This window comes from Streptomyces sp. NPDC007929, from assembly GCF_042959065.1.
Lineage (GTDB): Bacteria > Actinomycetota > Actinomycetes > Streptomycetales > Streptomycetaceae > Streptomyces.
Map to the genome: position 1 here is coordinate 86,564 of NZ_JBIBKD010000002.1, position 26,996 is coordinate 113,559.

20 protein-coding genes are annotated in these 26,996 nt (G+C 72.1%); 18 read left to right on the forward strand and 2 right to left on the reverse strand.

The features are described from left to right. Nucleotides 1-128: 128 nt before the first annotated feature. The 5 genes from ACFZDE_RS05195 (at nt 129) to ACFZDE_RS05215 (ending at nt 6,329) form a co-directional block, all read left to right on the forward strand. Nucleotides 129-650: a sigma-70 family RNA polymerase sigma factor gene (locus tag ACFZDE_RS05195; RefSeq protein WP_010039908.1), complete on the forward strand. Its 522-nt coding sequence runs from the start codon at nt 129-131 to the stop codon at nt 648-650. Further along, nucleotides 650-1,480 (forward strand): zf-HC2 domain-containing protein, encoded by an 831-nt coding sequence (locus ACFZDE_RS05200; protein ID WP_391197589.1) that lies wholly within the window; start codon nt 650-652, stop codon nt 1,478-1,480. The genes ACFZDE_RS05195 and ACFZDE_RS05200 overlap by 1 nt, the downstream gene beginning before the upstream one ends. A gap of 150 nt (nt 1,481-1,630) precedes the next feature. Next, entirely contained in the window at nt 1,631-3,928 is a 2,298-nt protein-coding gene (locus ACFZDE_RS05205; protein ID WP_391197591.1) for a UvrD-helicase domain-containing protein, read from the forward strand. Between the two features lie 332 nt (nt 3,929-4,260). Then, nucleotides 4,261-5,694 carry a malic enzyme-like NAD(P)-binding protein gene (locus ACFZDE_RS05210; protein ID WP_391003058.1) on the forward strand — a complete coding sequence of 478 codons (1,434 nt, stop codon included), beginning with the start codon at nt 4,261-4,263 and terminating at the stop codon, nt 5,692-5,694. A 353-nt stretch (nt 5,695-6,047) separates the two neighbouring features. After that, entirely contained in the window at nt 6,048-6,329 is a 282-nt protein-coding gene (locus ACFZDE_RS05215; protein WP_003990598.1) for an HU family DNA-binding protein, read from the forward strand. A gap of 103 nt (nt 6,330-6,432) precedes the next feature. Here the strand turns inward: ACFZDE_RS05215 and murA are convergent, their stop codons facing one another. After that, nucleotides 6,433-7,773 (reverse strand): UDP-N-acetylglucosamine 1-carboxyvinyltransferase, encoded by a 1,341-nt coding sequence (murA, locus tag ACFZDE_RS05220; protein WP_189588613.1) that lies wholly within the window; start codon nt 7,771-7,773, stop codon nt 6,433-6,435. A 252-nt stretch (nt 7,774-8,025) separates the two neighbouring features. On the opposite strand from murA, the gene ACFZDE_RS05225 reads away from it, so the two are divergent. The 10 genes from ACFZDE_RS05225 to ACFZDE_RS05270 all read left to right on the forward strand — a co-directional run bounded on the left by ACFZDE_RS05225 (nt 8,026) and on the right by ACFZDE_RS05270 (nt 20,928). Then, nucleotides 8,026-8,598, forward strand: coding sequence for a YqgE/AlgH family protein (locus tag ACFZDE_RS05225; protein WP_391003379.1), 573 nt, complete (start codon nt 8,026-8,028; stop codon nt 8,596-8,598). 29 nt (nt 8,599-8,627) lie between these two features. Further along, a complete protein-coding gene (locus tag ACFZDE_RS05230; protein WP_003990595.1) occupies nt 8,628-8,909 on the forward strand; it encodes a DUF3039 domain-containing protein in 282 nt (93 codons plus the stop codon). A 211-nt stretch (nt 8,910-9,120) separates the two neighbouring features. Beyond that, nucleotides 9,121-10,419, forward strand: coding sequence for an extracellular solute-binding protein (locus tag ACFZDE_RS05235; protein ID WP_391197594.1), 1,299 nt, complete (start codon nt 9,121-9,123; stop codon nt 10,417-10,419). Between the two features lie 5 nt (nt 10,420-10,424). Further along, nucleotides 10,425-11,423 carry an ABC transporter permease subunit gene (locus tag ACFZDE_RS05240; RefSeq protein WP_391197597.1) on the forward strand — a complete coding sequence of 333 codons (999 nt, stop codon included), beginning with the start codon at nt 10,425-10,427 and terminating at the stop codon, nt 11,421-11,423. Then, nucleotides 11,420-12,265 (forward strand): ABC transporter permease subunit, encoded by an 846-nt coding sequence (locus ACFZDE_RS05245; protein ID WP_391197600.1) that lies wholly within the window; start codon nt 11,420-11,422, stop codon nt 12,263-12,265. Before ACFZDE_RS05240 ends, ACFZDE_RS05245 begins: the two co-directional genes overlap by 4 nt. 1 nt (nt 12,266) lies before the next feature. Next, nucleotides 12,267-13,889, forward strand: a complete 1,623-nt coding sequence (locus ACFZDE_RS05250; RefSeq protein WP_391197603.1) for a family 20 glycosylhydrolase — start codon at nt 12,267-12,269, stop codon at nt 13,887-13,889. A 260-nt stretch (nt 13,890-14,149) separates the two neighbouring features. Further along, the gene (locus ACFZDE_RS05255) at nt 14,150-15,043 is read left to right on the forward strand and encodes a xanthine dehydrogenase family protein subunit M (protein WP_030837740.1); all 894 of its coding nucleotides are present in this window, start codon (nt 14,150-14,152) and stop codon (nt 15,041-15,043) included. Beyond that, nucleotides 15,040-17,205, forward strand: coding sequence for a 2Fe-2S iron-sulfur cluster-binding protein (locus ACFZDE_RS05260; protein ID WP_391197606.1), 2,166 nt, complete (start codon nt 15,040-15,042; stop codon nt 17,203-17,205). Before ACFZDE_RS05255 ends, ACFZDE_RS05260 begins: the two co-directional genes overlap by 4 nt. Continuing rightward, nucleotides 17,202-19,520, forward strand: coding sequence for a molybdopterin cofactor-binding domain-containing protein (locus ACFZDE_RS05265; protein ID WP_391003074.1), 2,319 nt, complete (start codon nt 17,202-17,204; stop codon nt 19,518-19,520). Before ACFZDE_RS05260 ends, ACFZDE_RS05265 begins: the two co-directional genes overlap by 4 nt. A 229-nt stretch (nt 19,521-19,749) precedes the next feature. Continuing rightward, nucleotides 19,750-20,928: an SUKH-4 family immunity protein gene (locus ACFZDE_RS05270; protein ID WP_391197608.1), complete on the forward strand. Its 1,179-nt coding sequence runs from the start codon at nt 19,750-19,752 to the stop codon at nt 20,926-20,928. Between the two features lie 19 nt (nt 20,929-20,947). Here the strand turns inward: ACFZDE_RS05270 and ACFZDE_RS05275 are convergent, their stop codons facing one another. After that, entirely contained in the window at nt 20,948-22,174 is a 1,227-nt protein-coding gene (locus ACFZDE_RS05275) for an LPXTG cell wall anchor domain-containing protein (protein ID WP_391197609.1), read from the reverse strand. Between the two features lie 194 nt (nt 22,175-22,368). On the opposite strand from ACFZDE_RS05275, the gene ACFZDE_RS05280 reads away from it, so the two are divergent. From ACFZDE_RS05280 to ACFZDE_RS05290, 3 genes are all read left to right on the forward strand, one after another. Beyond that, complete coding sequence (locus tag ACFZDE_RS05280; RefSeq protein WP_391197612.1) at nt 22,369-23,871, forward strand: MFS transporter; 1,503 nt, start codon at nt 22,369-22,371, stop codon at nt 23,869-23,871. Nucleotides 23,872-24,048: 177 nt separating this feature from the next. After that, a complete protein-coding gene (locus tag ACFZDE_RS05285) occupies nt 24,049-25,848 on the forward strand; it encodes a DEAD/DEAH box helicase family protein (protein WP_391197614.1) in 1,800 nt (599 codons plus the stop codon). 353 nt (nt 25,849-26,201) lie between these two features. Then, nucleotides 26,202-26,843, forward strand: a complete 642-nt coding sequence (locus ACFZDE_RS05290) for a helix-turn-helix domain-containing protein (RefSeq protein WP_391003084.1) — start codon at nt 26,202-26,204, stop codon at nt 26,841-26,843. The last annotated feature ends 153 nt before the right edge of the window (nt 26,844-26,996 follow it).

The following is a 26,996-nucleotide window of genomic DNA, read 5'->3' on the forward strand; positions in this document are numbered from 1 at the left end:
AACGCCCAACCGCTCCCGTCCGTACGGCATGTGGAGCGACCGACTGGGGGAACCCCCGGACATCGGAGGTGGGCGTGCGCAAGGATTCCGTCGTGGCCAATGAACGAGCACCGAGGGCCCGACATCGCATGTCCCAGCCCTCGGAACCCGACGAGGAGCTGATGCGTGCGCTCTATCGCGAACACGCCGGACCCCTGCTTGCGTATGTCCTGCGCCTGGTCGCCGGAGACCGGCAGCGCGCCGAGGACGTCGTGCAGGAGACGCTCATCCGTGCCTGGAAGAACGCCGGCCAGCTCAATCGAGCGACCGGATCGGTACGCCCCTGGCTGGTGACGGTCGCCCGGCGCATCGTCATCGACGGCCACCGCAGCCGGCAGGCCCGGCCGCAGGAGGTCGACCCGTCGCCGCTGGAGGTCATCCCCGCGGAGGACGAGATCGACAAGGCGCTGTGGCTGATGACTCTCTCGGACGCACTCGACGACCTGACCCCCGCCCACCGGGAGGTGCTCGTCGAGACGTACTTCAAGGGGCGTACCGTCAACGAGGCGGCCGAGACCCTGGGCATACCCAGCGGAACCGTCCGCTCCAGGGTGTTCTACGCCCTGCGTTCGATGAAGCTGGCACTGGAGGAGCGGGGGGTGACGGCGTGATGAGTGTGTACGGGGGTAATCAGGGATTCGGTACGGGAGGCATGGGTATGTCTGGTCCCATGCAGGAGTCCCCGGTGCCGAACGAGCACGAGACCGTAGGCGCCTACGCCCTCGGCATCCTCGACGACGCCGAGGCAACCGCCTTCGAAGCCCACCTCGCCACCTGCGAATGGTGCGCCCAGCAGCTCGACGAACTGGCCGGCATGGAGCCGATGCTCGCCGCCCTCGCCGATCTGCCCGGCTCCGGCAGCACCCCCGCCATCGGCGAGTCGCTGTCCGCGAAGCCCCGCCCGCGCCTGGTGGAGAAGCTGGTCGACGAGGTCGCCGACCGCCGCGCCCAGAAGCGCCGCCGCAGCTTCTACATGGTGGCCGCGGCCGGTGCGCTGATCATCGGGGGCCCCTTCGTCGCGGTCGCGACCAGCGGCGGGGACAGCGGTGGCGGCGCGGAGAACCGCCCGCTCGCGGCGAGTCCCGCCAAGACGGCCTTCGAGGGCATCTCCGACAAGATCTCGGCCACCGACCCGACCACCAAGGTCTCCGCCACCGTCGCCGTCCAGAAGAAGGACTGGGGCACCGGCATGGTCCTGGAGCTGAAGAACGTCAAGGGACCGCTGAAGTGCGCCGTCGTCGCGGTCGGCAAGAACGGCGAGCGGGAGACCCTGGCCTCCTGGTCCGTCCCCGAGTGGGGCTACGGCCTCCCGGACGCCAAGTCCGACAAGGCCAAGGAGCCCCTGTACGTCCAGGGCGGCGCCGCCTTCGAGCCGAACGAGATCGACCACTTCGAGGTCGTGACCTTCGACGGCAAGCGCCTGGTCGAGGTCGACGCGTAGGGCCCGCGGCGACAACGGTCCCGTAGGACTGTTCGGCCGTACGGCAGGCGCCATGGGGGCGAAGGTCCCGCGCCTGCCGTCGGCCCGTAGCTTCCAGGGGTCCCCTTCGCGTACGGTTGACGGCTGCCCAGCACGTCAGAAGGGGGCCCGGTGGCCGCTCAGGCTCACAGACAAGGCGCGGTCGGTTCGGTGCACGACTCGGTTCGTGACCGGGAGATCGACGTCGAACAGGAACACCTGGACCGGGTGTACCGGCGCCTCGAGGAGAAGATCCACGAGGCGGAGTTCCTCATGCAGGACGCGGCCCGGCGCGGCCAGGTCGGCACCCCCGGCGCACTCGCCGAGCGGGACGCCCAGGTCTTCCGCGCGGGCATCCACCTCAACCGGCTCAACAACGAGTTCGAGGACTTCCTCTTCGGCCGTATCGACCTGCTGACCGGCAAGGACGGCAAGAAGGGCCCCGACGGCGCGTACACCGCCGTCGAGCCCGCGGAGGGGGCCGTACGCCCCGACAACACCGCCGACATCGCCGAGACCCTGCGCATCGGCCGCATCGGCGTCCTCGACCAGGACTACACCCCGCTGGTGATCGACTGGCGCGCCCCGGCCGCCGCCCCCTTCTACCGCTCCACCCCGGTCGACCCCGGCCGGGTCGTCCGGCGCCGTGTCATCCGCTCCAAGGGCCGCCGGGTGCTGGGCGTCGAGGACGACCTGATGCGCCCCGAGCTCACGGCGTACCTCGACGGCGACGAGCTGCCCGCCATCGGCGACGGCGCCCTGATGGCCGCGCTCGGCCAGGCCCGCAGCCACACCATGCGCGACATCGTCGCCTCCATCCAGGCCGAGCAGGACCTGGTCATCCGCGCCCCCGCCGCCTCCGTGACGTATGTCGAGGGCGGGCCGGGCACCGGCAAGACCGCCGTCGCCCTGCACCGCGCCGCCTACCTCCTCTACCAGGACCGGCGCCGCTACGCGGGCGGCATCCTGATCGTCTCCCCGACCCCGCTGCTCGTCGCCTACACCGAGGGCGTGCTGCCCTCCCTCGGCGAGGAGGGCCAGGTCGCCATCCGCGCCATCGGCTCCCTGGTCGAGGGCAGCGAGGCCACGCTCTACGACTCCCCGTCCGTGGCCCGCGCCAAGGGCTCCTCCCGCATGCTCAAGGTGCTGCGCAAGGCCGCGCGCGGCGCCCTGGAGCTGAACGACCCGCCGGCCCGGCTGCGCGTGGTCGCCTTCGGGCGCCGCCTGGAGCTGGAGGCCGGGGAACTGGACGGCGTCCGCCGCTCCGCCCTCGGCGGCACCGCCCCCGTCAACCTGCTGCGCCCGCGCGCCCGCAAGCTCCTGTTGGACGCCCTGTGGGAGCGCTCCGGCGCGGCCGGCCGGCACACCGACCCCGAACTCGCGGCCGAGCTGCGCTCCTCCTTCGACGACGACATCACCTCCGAGGACGCCTTCATCGCCTTCCTCGACGCCTGGTGGCCGGAGCTGACCCCGGCGGCCGTCCTGGACGCCATGGCCGACGAACGGCGCCTCGGCCGCTGGGCCCGGCGGATCCTCAACCCGGGCGAGGTCCGCAAGGTCGCCCGCTCCCTGAAGCGCGAGGGCCGGTCCGTGCACGACATCGCCCTGCTCGACGAGCTCCAGGCGGTCCTCGGAGCCCCGGCCCGCCCCCGCAGGAAGCGTGAACTCGACCCGCTCGACCAGCTCACCGGCCTTGAGGAGCTGATGCCGGTGCGCGAGGAGTCGCAGCGCGAGCGCGCCGAACGCCTCGCGCAGGAGCGCGTCGAGTACGCCCATGTCATCGTCGACGAGGCCCAGGACCTCACCCCGATGCAGTGGCGCATGGTCGGCCGCCGCGGCCGGCACGCCACCTGGACGGTCGTCGGCGACCCGGCCCAGTCCTCCTGGTCCGACCCGGACGAGGCCGCCGAGGCCCGCGACGAGGCGCTCGGCACCCGCCCCCGCCGCCGTTTCGAGCTCACGGTGAACTACCGCAACCCGGCCGAGATCGCCGAGCTGGCCTCGAAGGTCCTCGCCCTCGCCATGCCCGGCTCCGTCTCGCCGAAGGCGGTCCGCTCCACCGGAGTCGAACCCCGCTTCACGGTGGTGGAGGACACCCTGGGCGCCACCGTGCGCGACGAGGCGGCCCGGCTGCTGGAGCGCGTCGACGGCACGGTCGGCGTGGTCGTCGCCATGCAGCGCCGCGAGGAGGCCCGCCGCTGGCTCGCCGGGCTCGGCGACCGGGTCGTGGCCCTCGGCAGCCTGGAGGCCAAGGGCCTGGAGTACGACGCGACGGTCGTGGTCTCCCCGGCGGAGATCGCCGACGAGTCCCCGGCCGGCCTGCGCGTCCTCTACGTCGCGCTGACCCGCGCCACCCAGCAGCTCACGGTCGTCTCCGCCGACCGGGACGAGCCCGACGCGGCGGGAGTTCCGGACCTGCTCAGGGACTGAGGCCCGATACCCACTTACCGGCGAAATGAACTACCGGTACGGGAATGGCCTTACGGGATCTGTTTGTTAGCCTGGATGTGGCGCCGGCCCGATCCAAGCCCCCGGGCCCAACCTTCGTCGCTACGAGCGACCACTTGCCGCGAGGCGAGCATGGCGGGTCGGTGCCGCTTACTTGGGAAAGAGACCCACGTCCGCGTGACGTGGGTCTCTTTTTGCTGGCCCATTCCGCGAACAAAACGTTCGCAATCCAGGGCGGCTACCTGCTACCCAGCGGTAGGTGCGACGATCGGACGGCACAACTCAGGCTCAGGTGAAAGCAGAGGAAGTCGGCCATGGCAACGGCGCCCAGCGTCTCCTACTCGATGACGGTCCGGCTGGAGGTGCCCGCGAGCGGAACCGCCGTCTCGCAGCTCACCACCGCCGTGGAGTCCTCCGGAGGCTCGGTGACCGGCCTCGACGTCACCGCGTCCGGTCACGAGAAGCTCCGCATCGACGTCACCATCGCGGCGTCGTCGACCGCGCACGCCGACGAGATCGTGGAGGAACTCCGCGGCATCGAGGGCGTCACGCTGGGCAAGGTCTCGGACCGGACCTTCCTCATGCACCTCGGCGGCAAGATCGAGATGGCGTCGAAGCACCCCATCCGCAACCGTGACGACCTGTCCATGGTCTACACCCCGGGCGTGGCCCGAGTGTGCATGGCGATCGCGGAGAACCCGGAGGACGCCCGCCGCCTGACCATCAAGCGCAACTCCGTTGCGGTCGTGACGGACGGTTCCGCCGTGCTGGGCCTGGGCAACATCGGCCCGAAGGCCGCGCTGCCGGTGATGGAGGGCAAGGCGGCCCTGTTCAAGCGGTTCGCCGGCATCGACGCCTGGCCGATCTGCCTGGACACCCAGGACAGCGACGCGATCGTCGAGATCGTCAAGGCCATCGCCCCGGGCTTCGCGGGCATCAACCTGGAGGACATCTCCGCACCCCGCTGCTTCGAGATCGAGGCCCGGCTGCGTGAGGCCCTGGACATCCCCGTCTTCCACGACGACCAGCACGGCACGGCGATCGTCGTCCTCGCCGCGCTGACCAACGCCCTGCGCGTCACCGGCAAGGCCATCGAGAACATCCGCGTCGTCATGTCCGGCGCGGGCGCGGCCGGTACGGCCATCCTGAAGCTGCTGCTGGCCGCCGGGGTGAAGAACGCCGTGGTCGCCGACATCCACGGTGTGGTGCACGCCGGGCGCGAGGACCTGGTGGACGCCGCGCCGGACTCGGCGCTGCGCTGGATCGCCGACAACACCAACCCCGAGAGCCTCACCGGCACCCTGAAGGAGGCCGTGCGCGGCGCGGACGTCTTCATCGGCGTCTCCGCCCCGAACGTCCTCGACGGCGAGGACGTGGCCGCGATGGCCGAGGGCGCGATCGTGTTCGCGCTTGCGAACCCCGACCCCGAGGTCGACCCGGCAATCGCCCGCCAGACCGCGGCCGTTGTCGCCACCGGCCGCTCGGACTTCCCCAACCAGATCAACAACGTGCTGGTCTTCCCGGGTGTCTTCCGCGGTCTGCTGGACGCCCAGTCCCGCACCGTCAACACCGAGATGATGCTGGCCGCCGCGAAGGCCCTCGCCGACGTGGTGACCGAGGACGAGCTGAACCCGAACTACATCATCCCCAGCGTCTTCAACGACAAGGTCGCGGGCGCCGTCGCGGGCGCCGTGCGGGAGGCCGCCAAGGCGGTCGGCGCGTCGGCGGGCAGCACGTCGGGGGTCTGAGTCCGGGGTCTGAGTCCGGGGCCGTCCGGGCCACTGCGGGGTCCGGACGGCGCAGTCCCGCCCGACTGTGAGTAAGCCCACGGCGGCCGGGAACCCGGCGCGTCGCAAGAACCCTGTCAGCAGCGCAGCTATCGTGGCGCAAGGCTCAGGCCCTCTTTTCGTGTGACTCCCCAAGGGTGTTCTCACGACTCCTGCGGGTGCCGGATTGGCTTTCCCGCCGCAGGTAGGGGCAGGATGCGTCCCTGGGCGCGAGGGTCTGACGACGGACCCGGGTCCGGGGACTCATCGAGGACCCTGGCAGCATCGGCTTCGATCTGACGCCTCAACGGCAAGATGAACACGGGAGTAAGAACATGAACCGCAGTGAGCTGGTGGCCGCGCTGGCCGACCGCGCCGAGGTGACTCGCAAGGACGCCGACGCCGTGCTGGCCGCGTTCGCCGACGTCGTCGGCGACATCGTCTCCAAGGGCGACGAGAAGGTCACCATCCCCGGCTTCCTGACCTTCGAGCGCACGCACCGTGCCGCTCGCACCGCCCGCAACCCGCAGACCGGCGAGCCCATCCAGATCCCCGCGGGCTACAGCGTGAAGGTCTCCGCGGGCTCGAAGCTCAAGGAAGCGGCCAAGGGTAAGTAACCCTGCCGTTCGTACGCCGGCGGTGTACGAACCCAGTGAGTGACATCAAAGGGGCGGCCACCCGAACCGGGTGGCCGCCCCTTTGGCGTCACTGCCTGTCCTGCTACCCGAGCGCCTTGCCCGGCAGCTCCACCTTCGCGCCGAGCTCCATCAGCTTCTCCATGAAGTTCTCGTAGCCGCGGTTGATGAGGCCGATGCCGTGGACGCGGGACGTGCCCTGGGCGGCCAGGGCCGCGATCAGGTACGAGAAGCCGCCGCGCAGGTCGGGGATGACCAGGTCCGCGCCCTGGAGCTTCGTCGGGCCCGAGACGACCGCCGAGTGCAGGAAGTTGCGCTGGCCGAAGCGGCAGTTCGAGCCGCCCAGGCACTCGCGGTAGAGCTGGATGTGCGCGCCCATCTGGTTCAGCGCGGACGTGAAGCCGAGGCGGGACTCGTAGACCGTCTCGTGGATGATGGACAGACCCGTGGCCTGTGTCAGGGCGACCACCAGCGGCTGCTGCCAGTCGGTCTGGAAGCCCGGGTGGACGTCCGTCTCCAGCGCGATGGACTTCAGCTGGCCGCCGGGGTGCCAGAAGCGGATGCCCTCGTCGTCGATCTCGAAGGCACCGCCCACCTTCCGGTAGGTGTTCAGGAACGTCATCATCGAGCGCTGCTGCGCCCCGCGGACGTAGATGTTGCCCTCGGTCGCCAGCGCCGCCGACGCCCAGGACGCGGCCTCCAGGCGGTCCGGGAGGGCGCGGTGGTTGTAGCCGCCGAGCTGGTCCACACCGGTGATGCGGATGGTCCGGTCGGTGTCCATCGCGATGATCGCGCCCATCTTCTGCAGCACGCAGATGAGGTCCTCGATCTCCGGCTCGACGGCCGCGTTGGACAGCTCCGTGACGCCCTCCGCGAGGACGGCCGTCAGCAGCACCTGCTCGGTGGCGCCGACGGACGGGTACGGCAGCGCGATCTTCGTACCGCGCAGCCGCCGGGGCGCCTCCAGGTACTGGCCGTCCGCCCGCTTCTCGATCTTCGCGCCGAACTGCCGCAGCACCTCGAAGTGGAAGTCGATGGGCCGGCCGCCGATGTCGCAGCCGCCGAGGCCGGGGATGAACGCGTGGCCCAGACGGTGCAGCAGCGGGCCGCAGAACAGGATCGGGATACGGCTCGAACCCGCGTGGGCATCGATGTCAGCGACGTTGGCGCTCTCCACGCGCGTCGGATCCATCACCAGTTCGCCGGGCTCGTCACCCGGACGGACCGTCACACCGTGCAGTTGCAGCAGACCCCGTACGACTCGAACGTCGCGGATGTCCGGAACATTGCGCAGCCGGCTCGGAGCGCTGCCCAGCAGCGCTGCGACCATGGCCTTCGGTACGAGGTTCTTCGCACCGCGGACACGGATCTCGCCCTCCAGCGGGGTTCCGCCGTGGACAAGCAGGACATCGTCGTTGACGGTCATGAATCTCGCGTTCCATGGAGTCGGGCAGGGGCCAGGAGGGAAAGGGTAATCGCCCACCACCCCCCTTCTGTAAGCCTGAGTGAGACCCAGCCACGTCATAGCTCTGTCACAACACGAACCGTTCCGTGCCGGGCACATGGGGTCACGGCCGGTTTCGTGCGCGTGGGGTGCATCAGTGCGCCCTGAGCTGCGTTCCCGCCCCGTCCGGCATTGCCTCCCCACGCGGGGGGAGAATGCGGGATCATGTCTGCCATGACCGAGGTGTCCTCGCTCACAGGGCGGTTGCTCGTGGCCACCCCCGCCCTGGCGGACCCGAACTTCGACCGTGCGGTGGTGCTGCTCCTCGACCACGACGAGGAGGGCTCCCTCGGTGTCGTCCTCAATCGGCCCACCCCCGTGGACGTGGCCGACATCCTGGAGGGCTGGGGGGATCTCGCCGTGGAGCCGGGTGTCGTGTTCCAGGGCGGCCCGGTGTCGCTGGACTCCGCCCTCGGGGTCGCGGTCGTCCCCGGCGGCGCGACCGGCGAGGCCGCCCCGCTGGGCTGGCGCCGGGTGCACGGCGCGATCGGTCTGGTCGATCTGGAAGCCCCGCCGGAGCTGCTGGCCTCCGCCCTCGGCTCCCTGCGGATCTTCGCCGGATACGCCGGCTGGGGCCCAGGCCAGCTGGAGGGCGAGCTGGTGGACGGCGCCTGGTACGTCGTCGAGTCGGAGCCCGGGGACGTCTCGTCGCCCTCTCCCGAGCGGCTCTGGCGCGAGGTGCTGCGCCGCCAGCGCAGCGAGCTGGCGATGGTGGCGACGTACCCGGAGGACCCTTCGCTCAACTGATGGCTGTGAGCTTCAGTACCCTTGGCCCTATGAGCACTCTCGAGCCCGAGCGCGGGACTGGTACGGGGACCCTCGTTGAGCCGACGCCGCAGACCTCGCATGGTGACGGTGACCACGAGCGCTTCGCCCATTACGTCCAGAAGGACAAGATCATGGCGAGCGCCCTCGACGGCACCCCCGTCGTGGCGCTGTGCGGCAAGGTGTGGGTGCCGGGCCGCGACCCGAAGAAGTACCCCGTGTGTCCCATGTGCAAGGAGATCTACGAGTCCATGAGCTCCGGGGACGACGACAAGGGCAAGGGCGACAAGTAAGCCCGACCCACGGGGCGTGAGGCCTCCAGGGCGCGTTTTGCGCGCCCTGGAGGCTTTTGTGCTGTCCGGGCGTTGCACAGGCTGCGTCGGCCGGTCACAGAGTGGTTGAGACCTCTTGTGGGCATGTTCATGCAGTCCCTAGCCTCCCGAGTGTTGTGCACAGCGAAACCTTCATTGCGCATGTTGCAACACTCCCTCGGAGGAGCACTCCATGAACCTGTCTGTCCGATGTGCCGGGCTCACCGCGCTCGCCGCTCTCCTGGCCACCGCCTGCGCGCCCCAGACCTCCTCGAACTCCTCCTCCGACAAGGACGAGAAGACCGGCACGCTGCGCGTCTGGCTCTTCCAGGAGGTCGGCAACGCCCCCAAGCAGAAGGTCGTCGACTCCGTCGTCGCCGGCTTCGAGAAGGCCCACGAGGGCACGAAGGTCGACGTCGAGTACATCCCGGTCGACACCCGTGCCCAGCGCGTCAAGGCCGCCTTCAACGACCCCGCCTCCGCGCCCGACGTGATCGAGTACGGCAACACCGACACGGCCGGCTACGTGAAGGACGGCGGACTCCTCGACGTCACGAAGGAGTTCGGCGACTGGGCCGAGGCCGAGGACACCGACCCGACGGCGAAGCAGTCGGTGACGGTGGACGGCAAGCTCTACGGCGCTCCCTTCTACGTAGGCGTCCGCGCCCTGTACTACCGCACGGACGTGTTCAGGGAACTAGGCCTGTCCGCCCCGAGGACGATGGACGAACTCGCCTCCACCGCCCGGAAGATACGCGCCGCCAAGCCCGAGCTGTACGGCCTGGTGGTCGGCGGCGCCTACACCTACGGCGCGATGCCGTTCGTATGGGCCAACGGCGGTGAACTCGCAGGCGGCAAGAGCGGCTCGTACGCCTCCGGCATCGACAGCCCCCAGGCCCGCAAGGGCATCAAGGCGTACACCTCGCTGTTCGGCGACGACAACTGCCCGGCCGCCAAGTGCGCGGGCATGGGCGGCAACGACACGATCTCCGCGTTCGCCGCGGGCAAGGCGGGCATGGCGATCGGCGGCGACTTCAGCCACACCGCCGTCGAGGCCGGCAAGGTCAAGGGCAAGTACGCCGTCGTCCCGCTGCCGGGTGGGCGGCCCGGCTCGATCGCCCCGGCCTTCGCGGGCGGCAACAACATCGGCGTCCTGAAGAGCACCTCCCACCGCACGCTCGCCGTACGGCTGATGGAGCAGCTCGCCTCCAAGAAGACCCAGGGCGAACTCTTCGACGCGATGGGCTTCCTGCCGACCTTCACGGACGTCCGGCAGCAGGTCGCGCGGCAGGAGCCGTTCGTGAAGCCCTTCGTGCGGACCCTGTCCGCGGGCACCAGGTTCGTCCCCGCCTCGCCCGCCTGGGCCCAGATCGACTCCACCCTCGTCCTGCCGACGATGTTCCAGGAGGTCATCAGCGGCAAGAAGGACGTCGCCAAGGCCTCCGACGACGCCGCGAAGAAGATGAACGACGCGTTCGGCTCCGCCGGGTGAAGCCGGTGACCGACCACGGTTCCGTCACCGCCCCCGGTCCCGCCGCGCCACCGACCGTGCCGGCTCCCCGGCCCCCGCGCGAGACCACCGCCGCCGGGCGGCGCCGTACCGGACCCGGGGCCGCCCGCCGCACCGGCGGCTGGACGCCCTGGCTGTATCTCGCCCCCGCGCTCGTCGTGCTGGGCGGGCTGCTCGTCTACCCGATCTACCAGCTCGGGCTGATCTCCCTCTTCCGGTACACCCAGGCACAGGTCAGCGGCGGGGAACCGGCCACCTTCGAAGGGTTCGGGAACTACGCCGAACTCTTCGGGGACCCGCGGTTCTGGCAGGTGCTGCTCGCCACCGTGCTGTTCGCGGCGGCCTGTGTCGTCTCCACGCTCGCGGTCGGCTGCGCGCTCGCCGTGCTCCTCACCCGCGTCCGGGCCGTACCGCGGCTCGCGCTGATGCTGGCCGCCCTGGGCGCGTGGGCGACCCCCGCCGTGACCGGCTCCACGGTGTGGCTGTTCCTGTTCGACCCCGACTTCGGCCCGGTCAACCGGATGCTCGGCCTCGGCGACCACTCCTGGACCTACGGCCGTCTCAGCGCCTTCTTTCTCGTACTGCTCGAAGTGGTGTGGTGCTCCTTCCCGTTCGTCATGGTGACCGTGTACGCCGGGATCCGCGCCGTACCGGCCGAAGTGCTGGAGGCCGCCTCCCTGGACGGCGCCTCGCAGTGGCGCGTCTGGCGTTCCGTACTGGCCCCGATGCTCCGGCCGATCCTGGTCGTCGTCACCATCCAGTCGGTCATCTGGGACTTCAAGGTCTTCACGCAGATCTACGTCATGACGGGCGGCGGCGGCATCGCCGGCCAGAACCTCGTACTGAACGTCTACGCCTACCAGCAGGCCTTCGCGTCCTCGCAGTACGGCCTCGGCTCCGCGATCGGCGTCGTGACGCTGCTGATCCTGCTCGCCGTCACGCTGGTCTACCTGCGGCTGCTGCGCCGGCAGGGGGAGGAACTGTGAATCCGCTCCGCGTCCGGGTGCGCCGCCCGGGGCGGCTGGCCGCCGAGGCCTCCGCCCTGCTGATCGCGATCGTCGTCGCCTTCCCCCTCTACTGGATGGTGCTCGGCGCCCTCAAACCGGCCGGGGAGATCGAGTCGAGCGAGCCGAGGCCATGGACCCTCGCGCCCTCCCTGGATTCCTTCCGGCGGGTCTTCGGGCAGCAGGAATTCGGCCGGTACTTCCTCAACAGCCTCCTTGTCGCGGGCTGCGTGGTGATCGCCTCCGGGCTGATCGCGTTTCTCGCCGCGACCGCCGTGACCCGATTCCGGTTCCGTCTGCGGACCACCCTTCTGATCATGTTTCTGGTGGCCCAGATGGTGCCCGTGGAAGCCCTCACGATCCCCCTGTTCTTCCTCATGCGGGACGCCGGTCAGCTGAACACCCTGGGCTCGCTGATCCTGCCTCACATCGCCTTCTCGCTGCCCTTCGCGATCTGGATGCTGCGGGGGTTCGTGAAAGCCGTTCCGGAGGCCCTGGAGGAGGCCGCGTACATCGACGGGGCGAGCCGCGCGCGATTCCTCTGGCAGATCCTTTTCCCGCTCGTCCTGCCGGGGCTCGTGGCCACCAGTGTGTTCTCCTTCATCTCCGCCTGGAACGACTTCCTGTTCGCCAAGTCGTTCATCATCAGCGACACCTCACAGTCGACCCTGCCGATGGCCCTGCTCGTCTTCTACAAGCCCGACGACCCGGACTGGGGCGGAGTGATGGCCGCCTCCACGGTCATGACGATCCCGGTCCTGGTCTTCTTCGTACTCGTACAGCGGCGCCTGGTCTCCGGACTGGGCGGAGCGGTGAAGGACTGACGTGACCGACCTGATCCCGGCACCCCGCAGCGCCACTCCCGGCTCCGGCGCGGTGCTGCTGACCCGCGACTCCCGGCTCCACGCCGACACCGCGACCTCGGGCGTCGCCCACTGGCTGGGCGCCGTCCTGCGCCAGGCCACCGGGCTGCCGTTGCCCGAGGGACGCGCATCCGGCGACACCGACGGCGGCATCGGGCTGCGCCTCGACCCCGGCCTGGGCCCCGAGGCGTACCGCCTCGTCAGCGACGGCTCCGGCGTCCTCGTCGAGGGCGGCAGCGCGGCCGGGGTCTTCTGGGGCGCCCAGACCCTGCGGCAGCTCCTCGGCCCCGACGCGTACCGCAGGGCCCCGCTCGATCGCGACCGCGCCTGGAGCGTGCCGTATCTGACGATCGAGGACGCTCCCCGATTCCGCTGGCGCGGCCTGATGCTCGACGTCGCACGGCACTTCATGCCCAAGGAAGGCGTGCTGCGTTACCTCGATCTGATGGCGGCGCACAAACTCAACGTCTTCCACTTCCATCTGACGGACGACCAGGGCTGGCGCATCGAGATCCGGCGGCACCCGCGACTCACCGAGATCGGCTCCTGGCGCGCCCGGACGAAAACCGGCCACCGCGCCTCGCCGTTGTGGGACGACAAGCCGCACGGCGGCTACTACACCCCAGACGACATCCGCGAGATCGTCGCCTACGCCGCCGAGCGGCATATCACCGTCGTCCCCGAAATCGACGTGCCGGGCCACTCGCAGGCCGCCATCGCCGCGTACCCGGAACTCGGCAACACCGACGTCATCGACACCACATCCCTCTCCGTCTGGGACACCTGGGGAATCAACCCGAACGTACTCGCCCCCACTGACAACACCCTGCGCTTCTACGAGGGCGTCTTCGAGGAAGTGCTGGAGCTGTTCCCCTCGGAGTTCGTCCACGTCGGCGGCGACGAATGCCCCAAGGACCAGTGGCGGCGCTCGGAGACGGCCCAGGCGCGCATCAGGGAACGGGGGCTCGCGGACGAGGACGAGCTCCAGTCCTGGTTCATCAAGCACTTCGACGCGTGGCTCTCCGCGCGCGGGCGCCGGCTGATCGGCTGGGACGAGATCCTGGAAGGCGGGCTCGCCGAGGGCGCCGCGGTCTCCTCCTGGCGCGGCTACGCGGGCGGCGTCGCCGCCGCCCGGGCCGGCCACGACGTCGTCATGTGCCCCGAGCAGCAGGTGTACCTGGATCACCGTCAGGACCCGGGCCCCGAGGAGCCGGTACCGATCGGGTGGGTGCGCACCCTGGAGGACGTCTACCGGTTCGAGCCCGTTCCACCGGAGTTGACGCCCGAGGAGGCGCGGCACGTGCTGGGCACCCAGGCCAACCTGTGGACGGAGGTGATGGAGGACCACACGCGCGTGGACTATCAGGCCTTCCCCCGCCTCGCGGCCTTCGCGGAGGTCGCCTGGAGCGCCCTGCCCGCCCCGGCGGACCGGGACTTCGCCGGCTTCCGGCGCCGTATGGCCGCGCACTACGGGCGGCTGGACGCGCTGGGCGTCGCCTACCGGCCTCCCTCGGGCCCCCTGCCCTGGCAGCGGCGTCCCGGCGTACCGGGCCGGCCGATCGACGGCCCGCCGCCCCACCGGTAGCGGCACCCACCCCCGACCGAACAGCTCGAACAGGCCACGGAAAAAGCGCACAAGGGTCACCGAAAGTGCCAATCGGCATGCACTGGTGAACCGGGGTGAAAACGGACCATCTCGCCGATGAGGTGGGCGAATGCCTCCTAGCGGACCCGTGTCTTCGGCTCTCGCCAAGATGTGCCAGAGTTGCCACGTCCGCCCTGTCAGCACGTACCGTACGGCAGCACAGGTGGGACCAGGTGGGGCAGCGGGAAGGGGCAGCCGGTTTGACCACGCACGCACCGCAGGCGGCGCAGGCCGTCACGCTGCCCACGACGCTGGACGAGGCCGTCGCGGCACTCACCGCCGTGCCCGCCGCCGTACCCGTCGCGGGCGGCACCGACCTGATGGCCGCCGTCAACTCCGGGCAGCTGAGGCCCGCCGCCCTGGTGGGTCTCGGCCGCATCAGCGAGATCCGCGGCTGGCAGTACCTGGACGGTCACGCACTGCTCGGCGCGGGCCTCACGCACGCGCGCATGGGCCGCCCCGACTTCGCTGCCCTGATCCCGGCTCTCGCCGCCGCCGCCCGCGCCGCGGGCCCGCCGCACATCCGCAACGCGGGCACCCTGGGCGGCAACATCGCCTCGGCCGCCCCCACCGGGGACGCCCTTCCGGTGCTGGCCGCCCTGGAGGCGACCCTGATCGTCGCGGGCCCGGGCGGAGCCCGCCGCGAGATCCCCGTGTCGCACCTGCTGGCCGGGATGGACATGCTCCGCGCCGGCGAACTCATCGGCTACGTGCGCGTGCCGCTGCTGCACGCCCCGCAGGTCTTCCTCAAGGCGACCGGCCGGACCGGCCCGGGGCGCGCCGTGGCGTCCGTGGCCCTGGTCCTGGACCCGGCCCGCCGGGGTGTGCGCTGCGCGGTCGGCGCCATAGCGCCGATGCCGCTGCGGCCCCTGGACGCCGAGCAGTGGGTCGCCGGCCTCATCGACTGGGACAACAACCGCGCGCTCGTCCCCGAGGCGCTGAGCGCCTTCGGCGAGTACGTCGCCGCGGCCTGCATCCCCGACGCGGCGCCGGCCGAGGACGGCTCGGTCGCACAGCTTCCGCCCGCCGTACTGCATCTGCGGCGCACTGTCGCCGCGCTGGCCCGACGAGCACTGGGGAGGGCGCTGTCGTGAGCGACGACCGGCACGGAGAGGGCACGCCCCGGGGCGGCAGCCGCTGGGACCCGCTGCCCCAGGGCGAGTACGACGACGGCGCCACCGCCTTCGTCGAGCTCCCCGAGGGGGGCGTCGACGCCCTGCTGGCCGCCGACAGCCCCCTGGCCGCGCCCGGCCACGGCTACGTACCGCCGCAGATAGCGGTCAACCCCGCGACCACCGCCGGAACCGACCCGGCCGCCACGGGCGCGTGGCCGGTGCCGGGCGCGCCGGTCGACGGGGCGCAGTGGCACGACCCGAACGCCGGGCACCGGCAGCACGGCCAGGAGCACGGCGCGCACCACCAGCAGGGCCACGACATGCCCGAGCAGTCCTACGGCGGCCCCGAGGCGCCCTACGACCCCGGCCCGCCCTACGGCTCCGGCGCGACGGCACCGTCGCAGGGCGACGACCGGTTCACGTACAACCCGGGGGCGACCGGGCAGTGGAACTTCGAGGAGAGCGCGGCCGCCGCCGAAGGTGCGCCCGGCCATGACGTGACCGGGCAGTGGTCCATCCCCGTCGCCGGGGGCGACCTTCCGGACGAATCGGGCGAGTTCACCACGTCCTCGCTGGTCGAGCAGTGGGGCGGCACCCCGCCTGCCACGCTGCCCGGCGGCGCGCCCGCACCCTGGGCGACGCAGGCCACGGGGCAGCCGTGGGGACAGGAACCGCAGGGCCCGCAGGATCCGCAGGACCCGGCGGGGCGTGAGGAGGCCGGGCCGGGCTTCGCTCACCAGCGGGGGCACGAGCACGAGCCCGGGCGGGGGCAGGGCCCCGGGCAGGGCGATGCCGCTTCCGCTTCCGGTTACGCGCCGGACGCCGGATACGCCGACCCGGCATCCGGATACGCCGGCCCGGACGCGGGGTACGCCCCTGAGCAGCAGCAGCAGCAGCCCGCCGGGCCGTTGCCAAGCGGCCCTGAGGGCGCCGGTCACGGTGCCGCGCGTCAGCCGGGGGACCCCGGCCAGGGCCTGGAGGCGCCGGGCGGTGCCGCCTACGCGCCGGGGGAGTCGTACGGCGAGGCCCCTGAGGGATTCCCCGGGGAGCCCGAGCCCGAGTCCGAGTCCGAGCCCGAGGCGCACCCGGAATCGGCCGTCCCTCAGGACGCGCAGGACACCCAGGACCCGCAGGACGCCCAGGACTCCCAAGGCGCCTCACAGCCCGCTCCCGGCGTCGGTGAGGCCGGTGTGCCCTCCGCGTCCCCGGAGGGCACGACAGGCGCCCCAGAGGCCGCTGACGACCCCTCCGAGCCCGCTGACGGACCGTTCCCGGACGCCGAGGACACGGAGACCGGTACCGGCCCCGGTGCCGACCCCGGCCCGGAGACCGCCGACGGCGAGACCGCGTCCGAGGGCGGGACCCGGGCCGGAGACCAGGACCCGGCCGGAGACCAGGACCCGGCCGCGGACCAGGACCCGGCCACCGCCGCGGCCACCCCGTCCGCCGCCGCCCCCCACGACGTGCCCCCCGCGGCCCCCCAGGAGGAACACCCCCTCGCCTCCTACGTGCTGCGCGTCAACGGCACCGACCGCCCCGTCGGCGACGCGTGGATCGGCGAGTCGCTGCTGTACGTGCTGCGTGAGCGGCTCGGGCTCGCGGGCGCCAAGGACGGCTGCTCGCAGGGCGAGTGCGGCGCGTGCAACGTCCAGGTCGACGGGCGGCTCGTGGCCTCCTGCCTCGTCCCGGCCGTGACCGCCGCCGGCAGCGAGGTCCGTACCGTCGAGGGTCTGGCCGAGGACGGGCAGCCGTCGGACGTGCAGCGGGCACTGGCGCGCTGCGGCGCCGTCCAGTGCGGCTTCTGCGTCCCCGGCATGGCGATGACCGTGCACGACCTGCTGGAGGGCAACCCGGCGCCCACCGAGCTGGAGACCCGCCAGGCCCTGTGCGGCAACCTGTGCCGCTGCTCCGGCTACCGGGGCGTGGTGGACGCCGTCAAGGACGTCGTCGCCGAACGCGCGGCCCACGGCGCGCCCGCCGACGGCGACTCCGACGAACCCCGCATCCCGCACCAGGCGGGACCGGGCGCCGGTGGCGTGAACGCGTCGGCCTTCGGGGCACCCCCGGAACCGCCCACCCCGCAACCGCACTCCCCAGAAGCGCACGAGACGCCCTACGGCCAGGACGGAGGCCCCGCGTGAGCAACGAAGCAGCCACCGCCCGGGCCGCACAGGCCGCGGAGGCCGCCCCCGCCCCCGAACCGCTTCCGCACGGCATCGGCGCCTCGCTGCCGCCCGCCGACGCCCGCGCCAAGACCGAGGGCACCTTCCCGTACGCCGCCGACCTGTGGGCCGAGGGCCTGCTGTGGGCGGCCGTGCTGCGCTCACCGCACCCGCACGCGCGCATCCTGTCCATCGACACCACCCACGCGCGCGAGATGCCCGGCGTCCGCGCCGTCGTCACCCACGAGGACATCCCCGGCCGCCCGTTGCACGGCCGCGGCACCGCCGACCGCCCGGTCTTCGCCTCCGAGGTCGTGCGTCACCACGGCGAGCCCATCGCCGCCGTCGCAGCCGACCACCCCGACACCGCGCGCATGGCGGCCGCCGCCGTCATCGTCGAGTACGAGGTGCTGGACCCGATCACCGACCCGGAGCAGGCCTTCGAGGCCGAGCCGCTGCACCCCGACGGCAACCTGATCCGGCACATCCCGCTGCGCCACGGCGACCCGGAGGCGGCCGGCGAGATCGTCGTCGAGGGCCTCTACCGCATCGGGCGCCAGGACCCCGCGCCCATCGGCGCCGAGGCCGGGCTCGCCGTGCCGCGCCCGGACGGCGGGGTGGAGCTGTACCTCGCCTCCACCGACCCGCACGCCGACCGCGACGCGGCCGCCGCCGCGTTCGGCCTGGAACCCGAGCGCGTCAAGGTCGTCGTGACCGGCGTCCCCGGCGCCACCGCCGACCGCGAGGACCAGGGCTTCCAGCTCCCGCTCGGCCTGCTCGCGCTGCGCACCGGCTGCCCGGTGAAGCTCACCGCCACGCGCGAGGAGTCCTTCCTCGGCCACGTCCACCGGCACCCCACCCTGCTGCGCTACCGCCACCACGCCGACGGCGAGGGCAGACTCGTCAAGGTCGAGGCGCAGATCCTGCTCGACGCGGGTGCCTACGCCGACACCTCCTCCGAGGCCCTCGCCGCCGCCGTCGCCTTCGCCTGCGGCCCCTACGTCGTGCCGAACGCCTTCATCGAGGGCTGGGCCGTACGCACCAACAACCCCCCGTCCGGCCACGTACGCGGCGAAGGCGCCATGCAGGTCTGCGCCGCCTACGAGGCGCAGATGGACAAGATCGCCAAGAAGCTCGGCATCGACCCGGCCGAGGTGCGGCTGCGCAACGCCCTGGCGACCGGCGATGTGCTGCCGACCGGCCAGACCGTGACCTGCCCGGCCCCGGTCGCCGAACTCCTCCAGGCCGTACGGGACTTCCCGCTGCCGCCGCTGCCCAAGGACACGCCCGAGGACGAGTGGCTGCTGCCCGGCGGACCCGAGGGCGCGGGTGAACCGGGCGCCGTGCGCCGGGGCGTGGGCTACGGCGTGGGCATGGTGCACATGCTCGGCGCGGAGGGCGCGGACGAGGTCTCCACGGCGACCGTGAAGGTCCACGACGGTGTCGCGACGGTCCTGTGCGCGGCCGTCGAGACCGGCCAGGGCTTCACCACCCTGGCCCGGCAGATCGTCCAGGAGACGCTCGGCGTCGACGAGGTGCACGTGGCGCCGGTCGACACCGACCAGCCCCCGGCGGGCGCGGCCTGCCGCGGCCGGCACACCTGGGTCTCGGGCGGGGCGGTGGAGCGCGCGGCGAAAATGGTCCGCACCCAGCTCCTCCAGCCGCTCGCCCACAAGTTCGGCATGTCGACGGAGCTGCTCCAGATCACCGACGGCAAGATCACCTCCTACGACGGGGTCCTCTCCACGACCGTCACCGAGGCGCTGGACGGCAAGGAACTGTGGGCCACCGCCCAGTGCCGCCCGCACCCGACGGAGCCGCTGAACGAGACCGGCCAGGGCGACGCGTTCGTGGGCATGGCCTTCTGCGCGATCCGCGCGGTGGTGGACGTGGACATCGAGATCGGCTCCGTACGGGTCGTGGAACTGGCCGTCGCCCAGGACGTGGGCCGGGTCCTGAACCCGGCCCAGCTCGCGGCCCGGATCGAGGCGGGTGTGACGCAGGGCGTCGGCATCGCCCTCACGGAGAACCTGCGCACGCCGCGCGGCATCGTCCGTCACCCCGACCTGACCGGCTACGCCCTCCCGACCGCCCTCGACGCGCCGGACATCCGCGTCGTCCGGCTGGTCGAGGAGCGCGACGTGGTGGCGCCCTTCGGGGCCAAGGCGGTCAGCGCGGTGCCGGTGGTGACGTCCCCGGCGGCCGTCGCCTCCGCCGTCCGCGCCGCCACGGGCCGCCCCGTCAACCGTCTCCCGATCCGCCCCCAGGCGGCGGTGGTGACGGAACGGGCCTGAGGCATTCCGCGCGGAAGCCGAGGCAGTCGGGCGGAAAGGGAACGCGCGGGGGTGCTCCGAGCGTCTTGTGAGGTGACGTGGCGTGCTCGCCGGGCGCGCGTCGCCGGTCCGGGGCGTTGTCAGTGGTGGCGCGTACTGTGCTGGGCAGTGGGGAACGGCCGCCGGGCTTCGCCGGGCGGTCCGCCGTGCTCCGCCAGGGGACGGTGAGCAAGCACATGCGGGGGAGCCCATGAGTACGACCGATACCGGTTCCGCGGTGATCACCCTGACCGAGTCCGAGCTGGACCCGTGGGTGACGCACGCGTCCACGCGGCACTGGCTGACCGGCCCCGGCCTGCCCCGCGACAACGGCGTGCTGAGCTTCGCCGAGCTGAGCCGCGAGGGCCTGCGCACGGTCGCCGACTCGACCGGTGACGCGGACGACCGGCTCTCCGCGGAACTGCGCGAACAGCTCGTGATAGGCGGACTGCTGGGCCCCGGCGGCCTGGAGACGGAGTCGGTCCTGCTGGACGGCGCGACGGGCGAGGTCTCGACGACGTACGTCCTGCACGACCGCCCCGACCTGATGGACCGCCGCCCCCTGGCCCCGTCCCTGCGGACGCTGGTCCGCTTCGCGGAGGCCACGGACGAACTGGCCGGTCTGCGCGGCCAGTTCGCCTCCTATGCCGGGCAGTACGGCCCCAAGGCGGTGGCGCGGGCGTCCCAGCACCTGCTGGCGGTGTTCCGTGACGGGGCGGACGGCGAACCGGCCCCGTTCTGGAAGATGGCGGCGCTGATCCGCCCGCTGTCCCTGGTGGCGGGCCGCGGCGGCGCGTCCGGGCTCTCCCTGGACCTTCCGCACCGCCTCCTGGACCAGGAGTTCGGCCCCGGCCGGATGGTCCGCTTCGAGGACGTGGACTTCCCCGCGACCCTCACGCACGAACCGACCCGCCGCTTCCTGCGCGAGGTGGGACTGCCGGAGGACGCCCACGTCTTCTCGCTGGACACGGACGTCCCCCTGGCGACGCTCGCGGAGTACCACGCCGAGTGCCGCGCCGACGGCGACGCCCCCGCGGAACTCCCCGCCGGGGCCCACCGGCTCATCCGTCTCGGCCACCTGGTCGAGGACAACAGCCTGGTCATCGACGGCGCGACGGGCGCGGTCCTGAACTGGAGCGAGCCCGAGGCGACGCTCCACCCGCTCAACACGGACGTGTCGACGCTCGCCTTCACGCTCTGGCTGCTGCACCGCGAGCGCGCGATAGACGCCCAGTCGTCCCATGAACTGACGACCGACACCTACGACCAGCTGGCCATGACGATGCTCCAGGTCCTGTCGACGGTGGACCCGACGGGCGTGCGGGCCGGCAGAACGGTCCGCCACTACTGGACGGACGCGTTCCAGGACGAGGCCGGCGGGGTGCTCTGACGCTCTGACGGCCCTGCCGTCAGGCGGACCTGGCGGCGCTGCGGCGGCGTACGGCGAGGACCAGACCGCCACCGAGCACCGCGGCGGCCGCCGCGGCACCGGCGAGGAGCGGGGTGCCGTCGGAGCCGGTGCTGGCGAGGTTGCCGCCGGTGGTGCTGCCGGTCGTGGTGCCGGTGGAGCCGCCGGTCGTCGTGCCGTTCGAGGCCGATGCCGAGGCCGACGGGGAGGCCGTGGTGCCCGTGCCGCCCGCGGCCTGGCCCTCGTGGCCGTTGCCGTTCCCGCCGTCGCCGGAGCCACCGTCCGCGCCGTCCGAGGGGCTCGGCTCGGGCTCGTAGTCGCTCGGCACATCGATGCCGATCACTGCCGTGTTGTTGGCGAGGTTCTTGTCGTAGGCGGGGGTGATGTCGTAGACGGAGGACGCCTTGATCTCACCCTCGGTGTCCTGCGTGGACTTCCCGATCCTCAGTGTGAAGGTGTACTCCAGCGACTGGCCGACCTCCAGGGTCCCGTCCTGCGGCCAGCACACGTACTTGGGCTTGCCCTTGGTGCCCTGCGGTCCGCTCGGCCCGTCGATCCCGAACGGCGCGCAGTCCTTCGGCACGCCGACGGCCACCGTGCCCGGCGGGATCCGCACCAGCAGGCCCGGCAGGTCGTCGCTCTCCTGGTTCTGCACCCACCCGGGACCGTCGTTGCGCAGGGTCGCCGTGACCGACTGCTTATCGCCGGCCAGTGCCTCCATCTCGTTGCCGACGGCGACGAGGTCGGCGGTGTTGTCCGCGGTCAGGGTGAGCCGTCGGTGACTGTCGTCGAACCCCTCACCCGGGGCGTCCCCGTTCGCACTCGTGCCGTACTCGACGGCCTCCATCAGGGCCTTGCCCGACGCCTTGAACCGCACGGGCGTGGTGACCGAGGCACCGGGCTCGACGACCGTGTCGAGCTCACACACGGCCTGCCTGACCTGGCCCTTGACGGTCGAGTAGGTGCAGCCCTTCACCTGCTCGGGGAAGTCCAGCCCCCGCGTCAGACGGACCCGGAAGGTGACCCCGTCCACGGCGGCCGTGCCCTTGTTGGTGAGGGTGACGGACTTGTCGTACACCTCACCCGGCTTGAGAGCCACGGACGGCAGGGCCGACACGACCAACTCGGACCCACCCTCCTCGGCCTGCGCGACGGGCGCGGCGACAGCGGGACCGGCAACGGCGATCACGGCAGCGGCCAGCACGGCTGCCGAGGGGCGGAGGCGCACGGTGATTCTCCTCGTCGGACTTTCCTCGTCGTCCCCAACGGGCACGACAACCGGAGCCCAAGCCACCGGTCATGTCCTGGACACATGAGAGGGGCTGGGGGTTGTACGGCGCCAGGGGTGTACGACCAAGGTCCTAGTGGGGGACCGTCTTTGGACAGGGGTCAAAGTGGGGTGTGGACCTTACGCTGGCGGGCATGACCGTCCCGAAGCCGCGTGATGCCGATGTCGAGGAAGCCGTAGATCCGACCTTCGTCGCCGAGCGGGAAGAAGGGGTGCTGGGGGCGGGGCATCGGGCGTTGAGTGTCGGGATCGTCTCCGTCGTGCTGCTCATCGCCTTCGAGGCGACCGCCGTGGGGACGGCGATGCCCGTCGCCGCACGCGAACTGGACGGGGTCTCCCTGTACGCGTTCGCGTTCTCCGGGTACTTCACGACCAGTCTGTTCGCGATGGTGCTCTCCGGGCAGTGGTCCGACCGGCGTGGGCCCCTCGGGCCGTTGACCACCGGCATCGCCTACTTCGGCGCCGGGTTGCTGCTGTCCGGGACCGCCGGGGCGATGTGGGTGTTCATCGTGGGCCGGGCCGTGCAGGGGTTCGGTGGCGGGCTGGTGATCGTCGCGCTGTACGTCGTCGTCGGGCGGGCCTATCCGGAGCGGTTGCGGCCCGCCATCATGGCCGCGTTCGCCGCGAGTTGGGTGCTGCCGTCGATCGTCGGTCCGCTCGCCGCCGGTACCGTGACGGAGCAGTTGGGGTGGCGGTGGGTGTTCGTGGGGATACCCGTGCTCGTCGTCTTCCCGCTCGCGCTCGCGCTGCCGCAGATACGGCGCCGGGCGTCCGGGCCGGCGCAGCACGCGGTCGCCGGGCACGCCGGCGCCGGGCAAGCGGTCGCCGAGCGCACCGTTGCCGGGCACGGCGCCGTCGACCGTCGCCGCATCCGGCTCGCCCTCGGCATCTCCCTCGGCGCCGGGCTGCTGCAATACGCCGCCCAGGACCTGCGCCCCCTCTCGCTCCTGCCCGGTGCCCTCGGCGTGGCCCTGCTCGTGCCCGCCGTGCTCGGGCTGCTTCCGCGGGGCACGTACCGGGCCGCGCGCGGGCTGCCGTCCGTCGTGCTGCTGCGCGGCGTCGCCGCCGGGTCCTTCATCGCCGCGGAGTCCTTCGTGCCGCTGATGCTCGTCACGCAGCGCGGGCTCAGTCCGACCCTGGCCGGGTTCTCGCTCGCCGCGGGCGGGGGCACGTGGGCGCTGGGCTCATGGGTGCAGTCGCGGCCACGGCTGGAGCCGTACCGGGAGCGGCTGACCACCGTCGGGATGCTGCTGGTGGCCGCGGCCGTCGCCACCGCGCCGAGTGTGCTGATCGACTCCGTGCCCGTCTGGACCCTCGCCGTCGCCTGGGCCTTCGGCTGCTTCGGGATGGGGCTCGTGATCTCCTCCACGAGCGTGCTCCTGCTCAAGCTCTCCGCCCCCGAGGAGGCCGGCACCAACTCCGCCGCCCTCCAGATCTCCGACGGCCTCTCCAACGTCGTCCTGCTGTCCGCCGGCGGCGCCGCCTTCGCCGCGCTGGGCGGCGGCGCGGTGTCCCACCCGGCCGCGCACGCCTCCGGCTCCCACCCGGCCGCCTTCACCGCGGTGTTCCTGCCGATGGCGGCGGTGGCCCTCGCCGGAGCCTGGGTGTCGACCCGGCTGCGGGAACACCGGCCGTAGAACGGCGGAGCGGATCACCGTCGCGGCCCGGAGTCTGTGACGTCGGTCCCACCCGGCGGTGACCCGGCCCGGTCCGCGCGTGGGGCGGCTCGGGGCGCCGGTAGGGTGGCCCGGTTGTCATACGTAGCCGAGCCGTCAGGCTCCCTCGCACGAGCCGCCCGACCCCCAACGGAGACCGTGACTACCACCGCCGGCACCAGTTCTGCCTCGCACCACCTGTCCCCGGCGTTCCCCGGCCGCGCCCCCTGGGGTACCGCAAGCAAGCTGCGGGCCTGGCAGCAGGGCGCGATGGAGAAGTACATCCAGGAACAGCCGCGGGACTTCCTCGCGGTCGCCACCCCCGGCGCCGGCAAGACGACCTTCGCGCTGACGCTGGCGTCCTGGATGCTGCACCACCACGTCGTGCAGCAGGTGACCGTCGTCGCCCCGACCGAGCACCTGAAGAAGCAGTGGGCCGAGGCCGCCGCGCGGATAGGGATCAAGCTCGACCCGGAGTACAGCGCCGGGCCGCTCGGCCGGGAGTACCACGGGGTCGCCGTCACCTACGCCGGTGTCGGCGTCCGGCCCATGCTGCACCGCAACCGCGTGGAGCAGCGCAAGACGCTCGTCATCCTCGACGAGATCCACCACGCCGGTGACAGCAAGTCCTGGGGCGAGGCCTGCCTGGAGGCCTTCGAGCCTGCGACCCGGCGACTCGCCCTGACCGGTACGCCCTTCCGGTCCGACACCAACCCCATCCCCTTCGTGACGTACGAGGAGGGCAACGACGGGATCCGGCGCTCGGCGGCCGACTACACCTACGGCTACGGCAACGCCCTCGCCGACAACGTCGTGCGGCCCGTCATCTTCCTCAACTACAGCGGCAACATGCGCTGGCGCACCAAGGCCGGTGACGAGATCGCCGCCCGGCTCGGCGAGCCCATGACCAAGGACGCCATCAGCCAGGCCTGGCGTACCGCGCTCGATCCGCGCGGCGAGTGGATGCCGTCGGTACTGCGCGCCGCGGACCAGCGGCTGACCGAGGTCAGGAAGGCCATCCCGGACGCCGGTGCCCTCGTCATCGCCTCCGACCAGGACTCGGCGCGTGCGTACGCCAAGCTCATCCGGGAGATCACCGGCAGCAGGGCGACCCTGGTCCTGTCGGACGACTCCGGCGCCTCCGAGCGGATCGACGAGTTCAGCGCGAACAACGACCGCTGGATGGTCGCGGTGCGGATGGTGTCCGAGGGCGTCGACGTGCCGCGGCTCGCGGTCGGCGTGTACGCCACCACCATCTCCACGCCCCTGTTCTTCGCGCAGGCCGTCGGGCGTTTCGTGCGCTCCCGGCGGCGCGGCGAGACCGCCTCGGTGTTCCTGCCGACCGTGCCCGACCTGCTCTCCTTCGCGGGCGAGATGGAGCGCGAGCGCGACCACGTCCTCGACAAGCCCAAGAAGCAGGGCGAGGAGGACCCGTACGCCGAGTCCGAGAAGGAGATGGACGAGGCGAACCGGGAGCAGGACGAGGACACCGGCGAGCAGGAGCAGTTCTCCTTCGAGGCGCTGGAGTCCGAGGCCGTCTTCGACCGGGTCATGTACAACGGCGCCGAGTTCGGCATGCAGGCCCACCCCGGCAGCGAGGAGGAGCAGGACTACCTCGGCATCCCGGGGCTGCTGGAGCCCGACCAGGTGCAGCTGCTGCTCCAGAAGCGCCAGGCCCGGCAGATCGCGCACAGCCGCAAGAAGCCGGACGAGGAAGCCGACCTGCTCGAGATGCCCGCCGAGCGGCGGCCGGTGGTCTCCCACAAGGAGATGATGGAGCTGCGGCGGCAGCTCAACACGATGGTCGGCGCGTACGTCCATCAGAGCGGCAAGCCGCACGGGGTGATCCACACGGAGTTGCGGCGGGTGTGCGGGGGGCCGCCGGCTGCCGAGGCGACGGCGGGGCAGTTGAAGCAGCGGATCACCAAGGTGCAGGAGTGGGCCACGCGGATGAAGTAGCTCCTCTGCCGTGGTAGCTCCTCTGCCGTGTCGTCCTCGGGTTGTGTGGGGCTTGGCGCGCAGTTCCCCGCGCCCCTCCTGGGGCGCCATACCGCCGCAAAACAAAGCAGTACACCCCACTCACTGCCCGGATTCTGGACGGAGCCTTCCGCTCAGCGAACCTGCTTCGCTACTGTCCGCCTACGCACACGCCCCGTGGCAGCGCCGCCGCGGAGCGCAGCCGTGAAGCGACGCGGCCCGGACAGGCCGGGCCGCCGGCCGATCGGCGGCCTCTGAAGCGCGTCACCGACGGGACTCGATGACGCATCCGCCGACCGGGGGGCCGCCGACCTCACCACTAAGGAGTGGGCGTCGTGACCGCGGAGACCTCCCAGACGCTCGACCGGGGACTACGTGTCCTCAAGCTGCTCGCCGACACCGACCACGGGCTGACCGTGACCGAACTCTCCCTCCGGCTGGGCGTGAACCGGACCGTCGTGTACCGGTTGCTCGCCACGCTGGAGCAGCACGCCCTCATACGCCGCGACCTCGGCGGGCGTGCCCGCGTCGGGCTGGGAGTGCTGCGGCTGGGCCGGCAGGTCCACCCCCTGGTACGGGAAGCCGCGATGCCCGCGCTGCGGTCACTGGCCGAGGACATCGGCGCGACGGCGCACCTGACCCTGGTCGACGGGGCGGACGCGCTGGCCGTGGCCGTCGTGGAGCCGACCTGGACGGACTACCACGTCGCCTATCGCGCCGGGTTCCGCCACTCCCTGGACCGGGGCGCCGCCGGCAAGGCCATCCTCGCGGCCCGGCAGCACCCGACGGCCGAACCCGGTTACACGCTGACGCACGGGGAGCTGGAGGCGGGCGCCTGGGGAGCGGCGGCGCCGCTGCTGGGCGTGACGGGCGTCGAGGGCAGCGTGGGTGTGGTGATGCTGGCGGAGGCGGTACCGGAACGGGTCGGCCCCCGGGTCGTCGACGCGGCCCGGGAGGTAGCAGAGGCCCTGCGCTGAGGCCCGACGGACTCCCCGCGAGGGCCCAACCCCTGGCCCGGGCCCGCACGCCCCGGCCCGCGCCCGGCCGCCCGGACCCCGCCCTGGCCTCCGGCCCCCGCCTCGGCTCCCGGGACGCCTTGGCCCCCGGCCGCTGCCCGCTCTGGTCACGGC